The 9,442-nt window shown below is 43.9% G+C and carries 7 protein-coding genes and 1 rRNA gene; 4 read left to right on the forward strand and 4 right to left on the reverse strand.

From position 1 onward, the window contains the following. Positions 1 to 83: 83 nt before the first annotated feature. From rho to H8S64_RS18180, 3 genes are all read right to left on the reverse strand, one after another. Entirely contained in the window at positions 84 to 2,084 is a 2,001-nt protein-coding gene (gene rho, locus H8S64_RS18170; RefSeq protein WP_186977988.1) for a transcription termination factor Rho, read from the reverse strand. A 130-nt stretch (positions 2,085 to 2,214) separates the two neighbouring features. Continuing rightward, complete coding sequence (gene rsmG / locus H8S64_RS18175) at positions 2,215 to 2,859, reverse strand: 16S rRNA (guanine(527)-N(7))-methyltransferase RsmG (RefSeq protein ID WP_366482938.1); 645 nt, start codon at positions 2,857 to 2,859, stop codon at positions 2,215 to 2,217. Further along, positions 2,846 to 3,850 carry a lysylphosphatidylglycerol synthase transmembrane domain-containing protein gene (locus tag H8S64_RS18180; protein ID WP_186977992.1) on the reverse strand — a complete coding sequence of 335 codons (1,005 nt, stop codon included), beginning with the start codon at positions 3,848 to 3,850 and terminating at the stop codon, positions 2,846 to 2,848. The genes rsmG and H8S64_RS18180 overlap by 14 nt, the downstream gene beginning before the upstream one ends. A 130-nt stretch (positions 3,851 to 3,980) precedes the next feature. Here H8S64_RS18180 and rsmA point away from each other — a divergent pair, with 130 nt between their 5' ends. The 4 genes from rsmA to H8S64_RS18200 all read left to right on the forward strand — a co-directional run bounded on the left by rsmA (position 3,981) and on the right by H8S64_RS18200 (position 9,039). Then, positions 3,981 to 4,769, forward strand: a complete 789-nt coding sequence (gene rsmA, locus H8S64_RS18185) for a 16S rRNA (adenine(1518)-N(6)/adenine(1519)-N(6))-dimethyltransferase RsmA (RefSeq protein WP_186977994.1) — start codon at positions 3,981 to 3,983, stop codon at positions 4,767 to 4,769. A gap of 28 nt (positions 4,770 to 4,797) precedes the next feature. Beyond that, a complete protein-coding gene (mgtE, locus tag H8S64_RS18190; protein WP_099290056.1) occupies positions 4,798 to 6,165 on the forward strand; it encodes a magnesium transporter in 1,368 nt (455 codons plus the stop codon). A gap of 137 nt (positions 6,166 to 6,302) precedes the next feature. Continuing rightward, positions 6,303 to 7,610 (forward strand): acetyl-CoA hydrolase/transferase family protein, encoded by a 1,308-nt coding sequence (locus tag H8S64_RS18195; protein WP_099290055.1) that lies wholly within the window; start codon positions 6,303 to 6,305, stop codon positions 7,608 to 7,610. Between the two features lie 79 nt (positions 7,611 to 7,689). Further along, a complete protein-coding gene (locus tag H8S64_RS18200) occupies positions 7,690 to 9,039 on the forward strand; it encodes a deoxyguanosinetriphosphate triphosphohydrolase (protein WP_186977996.1) in 1,350 nt (449 codons plus the stop codon). Positions 9,040 to 9,325: 286 nt separating this feature from the next. Here the strand turns inward: H8S64_RS18200 and rrf are convergent. Further along, positions 9,326 to 9,436, reverse strand: a 5S ribosomal RNA gene (gene rrf, locus H8S64_RS18205). Between the last annotated feature and the right edge of the window lie 6 nt (positions 9,437 to 9,442).

Here is a 9,442-nt window from a genome sequence, read left to right on the forward strand (position 1 = left end):
GTTGCAAAACATACAAAAAGCGGGTTAAGTAATCCTTAACCCGCTTTTCTATGTTATATACTATAGAATTTCCCTGAATCCTATTATTTGTCATTCATGGAAATCAGGAACTCTTCGTTCGACCGAGTTTTCTCCAAACGATCTTTCACGAACTGCATAGCTTCCACTGAATTCATATCAGTCAGATAGTTACGCAATATCCAGATCCGGTTCAACGTGTAGTCTTCCAACAACAGATCATCACGACGCGTACTGGAAGCCGTGAGGTCTACAGCCGGGTATATACGACGGTTGGATAACTTGCGATCCAACTGCAACTCCATGTTTCCCGTTCCCTTGAATTCCTCGAAAATCACGTCATCCATCTTCGAACCGGTATCCGTCAAAGCCGTTGCCAGAATCGTCAAAGAACCACCGTTTTCGATATTACGCGCAGCACCGAAGAAACGTTTCGGCTTGTGCAGGGCGTTGGCATCCACACCACCGGAAAGAACCTTACCGGATGCGGGAGATACTGTATTATAAGCACGCGCCAGACGAGTGATAGAATCCAAAAGGATTACCACATCATGTCCGCACTCTACCATTCTCTTCGCTTTCTCCAACACGATATTAGCCACTTTCACGTGACGTTCCGCCGGCTCGTCGAAAGTAGAAGCAATCACCTCTGCCTTCACGCTGCGAGCCATATCGGTAACCTCCTCCGGGCGTTCGTCAATCAAAAGGATAATCAGATACACTTCCGGGTGATTAGCTGAAATAGCGTTGGCAATTTCTTTCAACAACATCGTCTTACCCGTCTTGGGCTGAGCCACGATCAATCCGCGCTGACCTTTACCGATCGGGGCAAACATATCCACCACGCGGGTAGAGATAGTTGCACGTCCGCTTCCGGTCAAGTTGAACTTCTCGTTCGGGAAAAGCGGTGTCAAGTGATCAAAAGGAATCCGGTCACGAACGGCATCCGGAGTCCTGCCGTTAATCTTGGAAACTTTAATCAAAGGAAAATACTTCTCTCCTTCTTTCGGGGGACGTACCGTACCCTCGACCGTGTCACCCGTTGCCAAACCGAACAACTTGATTTGGCTCTGAGACACGTAAATATCATCCGGTGAATTCAAGTAATTATAATCAGACGATCTCAAAAAACCGTACCCGTCGGGCATGATTTCCAACACCCCGGAATTTAAGATAATCCCCTCGAACTCGTAATATTTATCGCGCTTGTCAAAACGCATTTTGTTACTTGTACTTTCTCTTCTATCTTCATTTTCCGGGGAAGCATTGTCATAGCCTTCATTGCCGTATTCATCTCTGGCAGGCATAAATTCTTTCCCCTCCGACTCCTCAAAGTTCGCCTCGTCTTCATCTTGACGAATGGCATCCTCGTCACGTTCAACGCGTTTGCGTTTAATAAATTTAGGACGTACTCTTTCCCCTTGCTCTTCTTTCGGTTTCTCTCCTGTACTTTCTTCTTTTTTCTCTTCTCCTTGTACAGCAGCTTCCTTATTATCTTGTTTCTTATTTATCCGTTTCTCGAAGAACTTACGCTCTTGTTTTTGAACAACCGGCTCACGTTTCGCTTCGACAACTTCCTCACTTTTCACCTCGGCTGCTTTTTCCGGCTGTACCTCGGCTTTCTTCTCAACCACAATCCCGCTCTCCGTGCGACTCAAAACCAAATCCTGATCCAGAATATCACTATGTACGACATTAATCGGCTGAGCCTCTTCCTTCACCTTCACGCGTTCCTTCTTTTCGGGTTGCTTCTTTTCCTCTTCTTTTGGAGGTTGCTCCTGCTTGTCTTCTACCTTTTTGTTATCCTTATTCTTGTTGAATTTAGGTAACCCGCCTTTAGAATCTCCCACTTTTTCGGCACCACCTCTTATGACACGCACACGAGGTTTTTTCTCTTTCGCTTCCACCGGAGCCGTTTCCTCTGTAGCCACCATAGCCTGCTGGTCCAGAATTTTGTATATTAATTCTTTCTTTTTATAGGATTCAATCCTTTTAACATTCAGTTCCTTTGCTATTTGGCGCAATTCTGAAAGTAACTTTTCATTCAGTTCTAAAATATCATACATAGAGTATCGTTATATTTGGATTATTTCTTTTTCAGTAAGTAAAAATCACTCGGCATGAACCAAGTGGAAATGTAAACTGCGACAAATTTATAAAGAATTCTTCTTACTCACAAATTGTTAGTAAAAAAAATTATTTCATATATTTCATATATTTCATATATTTCATATAAATAACCTTCTTGGTCTCAAAAAATTCTTCTTCAAAAAAATCCGGGATATTATACACGGTAATCCGCTCCCTAAAATCCTGTATTTCTTCCTCGAAATCTCCCCCTTTCAAATAAATAATCCCGTTAGGGAGATCATTGAAACTCTCCTTCAAAAGACGTTTTCTCGTCAACGCCACGAACGCCGGGAAAGCTGTCACCGCACGACTGACAATAAAATCAAACTTCTCGCTCATACTCTCCACCCGCACCTGCTCTGCCGTCACATTCTTTAATCCTAATGCAACGGCAACCTCGTTGACCACTTTTATCTTTTTCCCGATAGAATCCACCAAATGGAAATGAACCTCCGGAAATAAAATAGCCAAAGGAATGCCCGGGAAGCCTCCTCCGGTACCGACATCCAGCACCCGCGTTCCGGGCTTGAATGAAATCACTTTCGCGATAGCCAAAGAGTGCAACACGTGATGAATCTCCAGCGCATCAATATCCTTCCTCGAAACCACGTTGATTTTCTCGTTCCACTCCCGGTAGAGTCCTTCCAACCGGTTAAACTGTTTTATCTGTATCTCGTTCAGTCCGGTAAAATACTTCTCAATCATTCCTATTATTTCTATTATATATCGGTAATACCAGCAAACAAATCACCCCGACTACGATGTACAAAAGCGTCATCGTGCCGTGCGTCAGCAAAGCGAAAGTCTTCGTCATACTCTCGATTCCCTCCGTGTGCGGCAAATAAATCATCAAGGCGGCAATCACCATGAAATGCCATGCTCCCACGCCTCCCTGCACCGGGGCAACCATCCCGTAACTCGAAAGCACGAAAACAGTCAATCCCACCAAGGGACCTAACCCGGATGTAAATTTGAAACAGAAGAAACAAACATACAACATCAAGTAATACATCAACCAAATGAAAATCGTATATCCTATAAACAACCATTTATGATCGACATCTTTCACGGTCAGCAAACCTTCTTTCAATCCCGTCATAAAATGATGCAACCGGGTAAAGAAAGAGCCTTTTCTCAAAAACCAGATAAACCCGATCAACCCCAGCACCAACAGCACCAATATTCCCCATGTCACGGGAGAAGAAAACATCCCGTATAACTTTTCTTTAATATCCTCATTATTATCGAGGAATATCCCGACCTGTTTAAACTGAGTCACCACGACAATCAACGTGAGCAACAACAACATGATCATATCGAAAACCCGCTCGGTCACCACCGTTCCCAGCAATTTTGAAAAAGGCACATTCTCGTATTTACTCACCACCCCGCACCGGGTAAGTTCTCCCATACGCGGTATCGCCAGATTGGCAAAGTAACCGATCATCACCCCCATGAAACTATTCATGAACGATATTTTATACCCCATTGATTTTGTAAGCATCTGCCAACGCAAAGAACGACTTATATGACTAAGCATTCCCAACCCGATAGCAACCCAAATCCACGTGTAATTCACATCTTCCCGCAACGCCTTCATCAACTCGGCAGGATCCTGATCCCGGTACACGAGCCAAAATAAAACGACCGTCACGCACAAGAATGCAAAAAATTTTATAATCTGTTTATAAAACGGCTTCATTCAAAAAATTTAGTCAAGATTGACATTCCAATAATTTTCACAACTCAAAATAAAACCTTTATTTTGTAAGCTGGATGCAAAAGTAAATAAATAATTGGAAGTTTAACCCATAACACCCTGATTTCATTCTATGAGTATTGTTCGTGCAAAAAAACATCTGGGACAACATTTTCTGAAAGACCAGAATATAGCCCGTAAAATCACGGAAAGTTTATTACCCGTAACCAAAGGGGTACTGGAAATAGGTCCGGGTATGGGGGTACTCACTCGCCACCTGTTCGCCGATGCCGCCTTCACCGTGCTGGCAATCGACATCGACCGGGAATCCATCGACTATCTACACGAGGAATTGCCCGAACATAAACAGCAAATCATATACGGCGACTTTCTGAAATCGGATATTCGGACTTTCTACCAAGAACCGTTTTCCGTGATCGGGAATTTGCCTTATAACATATCTTCTCAAATCTTTTTCAAAATTCTCGAGAACCGGGAACTTATCCCCCAAGTGGTATGCATGATCCAAAAAGAAGTGGCGGAACGTATCAGTGCCCCCCACGGCAATAAAACATACGGCATACTCAGCGTATTCCTGCAAACATTCTACGACATTGAATACCTGTTCACCGTGGGGGAACAAGTGTTCGACCCGCCTCCAAAAGTAAAATCGGCCGTTATTCGACTGATTCGCAATAAAAGGGAAAAACTGGATTGTGACGAGAGGCTATTTTTCAATGTCGTGAAAACCGGGTTTAACCAACGCCGCAAAACCTTACGCAACTCGTTAAAACCGATAATTTCACCCGATTTCACGTCAGAAAGATTATCTTTGCGTCCGGAACAGCTTAGCGTGGATGACTTTATTGCTCTATGCAAAGAAATTGAAACGTTTAATAATTTAAAAGCCTCTGAAAAATAGGCTTTTAAACTTCTAAATACAGTAGAATATGCAACAGTTTGAACTCTCTGAAGAATTTGTTTCCCATTTGGAGAAACTCATTCAAGCCAATAACAAGGAAGACGTCGCCAAACTGGTAGAACCGTTACACCCGGCAGATATTGCAGAAATTATAGAGGAACTGGACACCGAAGAAGCCCAATACCTGTTTCTACTGTTAGATGAAGAGAAAGCCGGAGACGTACTCGCCGAGATCGAGGAAGACGAACGGCAACGCTTCATTGATTCGTTCCCTCCCGAGGTAATCGCGAAACGTTTCGTTGACAACATGGACTCGGATGATGCAGCCGACCTTGTCGGTAGTATGCCCAACGAGCAGCAACAAGAAGTACTTTCCCACATGGAAGACCTTGAACAAGCCGGCGACATCGTGGACTTGTTGCATTATGACGAGGACTCTGCCGGCGGACTTATGGGAAAAGAGCTTGTCAAAGTCAACGAAAACTGGACCGTCCTTACCTGCCTGCGCGAACTCAGTCGGCAAGCCGAAAATCTGGACGAAATATTCTACATATACGTGGTGGATGATGACAACATCCTCAAGGGAAGATTATCTTTAAAGAAAATGATCCTGACCCCCACCTCCACGAAAATAAAAAATATCTATAACCCAGACGTCACTTACGTGACGACAGACGAATCCGCCGAATCAGTGGGACGCATCATGCAGAAATACGACTTGGTCGCCATTCCCGTTGTCGACTCCATCGGACGATTAGTAGGACGTATCACGATTGACGACGTGGTAGACGTCATCCGCGAGGAAGCCGAAAAAGATTACCAGATGATGTCCGGTATCAGTCAGGACGTGGAATCTTCCGACACGGTTTGGGATCAAACCAAAGCCCGTCTTCCGTGGTTAATTATCGGGCTATTCGGGGGAATGTTAGCGGCATACATGATCTCTTTCTACGAGGCGGATATCGCCCTATTTCCTGCCACGGCAATGTTTATTCCCGTCATTACCGCCATGGGCGGAAACGTGGGTATACAATCCTCGGCTATCGTGGTAAAGGGACTTGCCTCCAATTCATTCAACACGAAAAATATCTTTCAAAGTATCACGAAAGAAATATCGTGTGCCACTATCAACGCCTGTATCTGCTCCTCGATCATCTTCATATTATCCCTCTTTTTCAACTTGAACTCCTACGCGATGCCAATCACGGTAACCATATCCTTATTCATCGTGATTATGTTCGCATCCATATTCGGAACCGCATTTCCTCTATTGCTCAACAAAATGAAAATCGACCCCGCGCTGGCAACCGGACCGTTTATCACACTGACAAATGATATTATCGGACTGAACATCTACCTTTTCACCGGAAAAGCCATTCTGGGGTGGCTAATGTGACGATTCCACAACGCTCGAATTTGGCAGCTAATAATTACGGAAAAAATTGTTTAATTAAAAGAGTGTTGCTAACTTGCGGCGTTTTTTAAACAAGAAAGCTATTATTAAATCATAAGAATAGAATAAAATAAATTACTATGTATCAGGGAATAAAAACAGTGTCATTTGACGAGGCTGTAAAAGTAGTAAAATCCAACGATCGGATTCACATTCACAGCGTGGCTTGTGCCCCCCAAGGTCTAATTCAAGCACTTTGCAAAAGAGGTCGTGCCGGCGAATTAAAAAACGTGAGAATACAACACCTGCACACCGAGGGTAGCGCCCCTTACGCGGAGGGAGAATTCGAGGGTGTATTCTGTTTGGAGTCTTATTTCGTGGGCGGTAACGTGCGTAAACCCACCCAAGAAGGATACGCTGATTATGTACCTGTTCACTTGAGCGAAACTCAAAAATTAATCAGAAGCGGCATTCACCCGGTGGATGTTGTTATGATTCAAGTTTGTCCTCCCGACAAACACGGCTTTGTATCCATGGGTACCTCCGTGGACGCCACGTTAGCCGCTGTACAGAATGCGAAAACGGTTATTGGCGTCATCAACCCGAATGTTCCCAGAGCATGGGGAGATGCCATCATCAGATTATCTGACATTGACATCTTCTGCGAAGACAACACTCCGCTAATTGAGGCTCACCCGTCAGTTTTAACCGAGCAAGATATCGCTATCGGTAAAAACGTGGCTACCCTAATCGAGGACGGGGCTACCCTGCAAATGGGTATCGGTGCCATTCCGAACGCAGTACTTTCACAATTGGGAAACCACAAAAACTTGGGTATCCACACGGAGATGTTCGCGGACGGAGTATTACCGTTATACGAAAAAGGCGTTGTAAACAACATGAACAAGAAATTCGATAAAGGTAAAATCGTTTCTACCTTCCTCATGGGATCAAAACGAGTGTACGACTTTATTGATGACAACCCGGGAGTTGCCATGATGGACGTGGGCTACACGAATGATCCGTTCATCATTGCTCAACAACCGAAAATGACGGCTATCAACTCTGCACTTTCCGTTGACATCACCGGACAAGTAAATGCCGATTCACTCGGAACCAAATTCTACAGCGGTAGCGGCGGCCAGTTGGATTTCATCCGCGGTGCAGCAGCCAGCGAAGGTGGTAAACCTATCATTGCCCTTCCCGCCGTAACCAACAAAGGTGTTAGCAAAATCTGCCCGACACTGTTGAATGGAGCCGGAGTCGTTACCACTCGTTTCGACGTACACTACATCGTAACGGAATTCGGTATTGCGGACCTTTACGGCAAAACACTCCAAGACAGAGCGAAAGCACTTATAAACATCGCTCACCCGGATCACAGAGAGTCGCTTGACAAAGCAGCATTCGAAAGATTTGGTAGTCACTACCACTTCATTTCAAAATAAGAACAATAAAGAGGAAGCCGGTTGCTTCCTCTTTTTTTTATTACTACATTTGTGTGACACAAATAAACTGGCAACCTCTATGATGGATTGGAATAAATTATTATCGTCAAGACGCTATCAACCGGGAAACACGATCACGATGTTTCATTCACACGATCGTTCACAATTTCAAAGAGATTACGATCGTTTGATATTCTCATCCCCCTTTCGTCGTTTACAAAACAAGACACAAGTATTTCCCCTCCCGGGAAATATATTCGTGCACAACCGTTTGACTCATAGTCTTGAAGTTGCCAGCGTGGGACGTTCACTAGGTAATAAGATAGCTCAATTTGTCAAAACCAAAGAAATTCTGGAACACCCGGAAATATTGGAAGAAATCGGAACAATCGTGAGTACGGCATGTCTCGCCCACGATTTAGGAAATCCGCCTTTCGGACATTCGGGCGAAGAAGCCATCTCTTATTTTTTCATCGAAGGCGAAGGACAATACCTCAAAAAACTATTGACTGACGAAGAATGGGCTGACATCAGTCACTTTGAAGGAAATGCAAACGCATTCCGTCTATTGACTCACAGTTTCAACGGAAGACGCCCGGGGGGATATACCATGACTTTCACCACCCTCGCTTCCATCGTTAAATATCCTTTTGAATCCAAAGCCTCCCTCAAGGGACATAAATACGGTTTCTTCCAAAGTGAAAAGGAAATTTACAAAGAAGTAGCCGAAGAACTCGGAATTATCCAATTAAGCGAAAAACCGCTGCAATACGTCCGCCATCCATTAGTTTATCTCGTGGAAGCCGCGGATGATATTTGTTATCAAATCATGGATATCGAAGATTCCCACAAACTGAAAATCCTATCGTATGAAGAGACAACAAAAATTCTACTCAATTTCTACGATAAAGAAGCAGACAAAGAAGACTTGAAAACCATTGCGCGTACCTTCAAAATTGTAACGGACAAGAATGAATATATCGCCTTCTTACGAGCCGGGATCATCAATAAATTAATCAACGCCTGTGCCGACATCTTTTGCCAGAACTACGAGGCAATCATGAACGGTACATTCAAGGGCAGCTTAATAAGCCATCTTAGTGGTACTAACAAAATAGCTTACGAAGCTTGTACGGAAGTGGCATATTCTCGGATTTATCACACGAACATCGTCACCCAAATACAGATTGCCGGTTTCAAAATACTCGCGACCATACTAAAAGAATACATTGATGCCGTTCTAAAACCGGAAACTTATTATGCCCGCAATATCCTTTCCATTATGCCAGAACAATACAAAGTACATAAAGACGACTCCATATACACGAAAATACAAACCGTAACGGATTACGTTTCCGGTATGACAGACTCCTATGCCTTAAACCTATATCGAAAAATAAAAGGCATAGAACTACCCGAAATCAGGTAAAAACAATTGAAAATAGAGAAATATCTTCCGAAGCAAGATCGTATTCCAGCTCCTCCTCTGTTTATAGAGGAGGTGGCACGAAGTGCCGGAGGAGTTTGTTGATTTTAAATCGAGAGATTTTGATTAAATACCTCTCGTCATATAAGCGACGCTTCGTTAATCATTAAATCTAAAATTAAAGAACTCCCTCCCCCCTCCGGGGTACTCCCTCTATAAACAGAGGGAGAGCTAAAATACTATTTACACCATAAAAAAAGAGCGACTCGTTTGAATCGCTCTTCTCTAAATCTGGCATCGACCTACTCTCCCACCTCTCGGCAGTACCATCGGCGCTAACGGGCTTAACTTCTCTGTTCGGGATGGGAAGAGGTGGATCACCGTCGCTATAGACACCGTTTAATAA

The organism is Butyricimonas hominis (assembly GCF_014287455.1).
GTDB lineage: Bacteria > Bacteroidota > Bacteroidia > Bacteroidales > Marinifilaceae > Butyricimonas > Butyricimonas muris.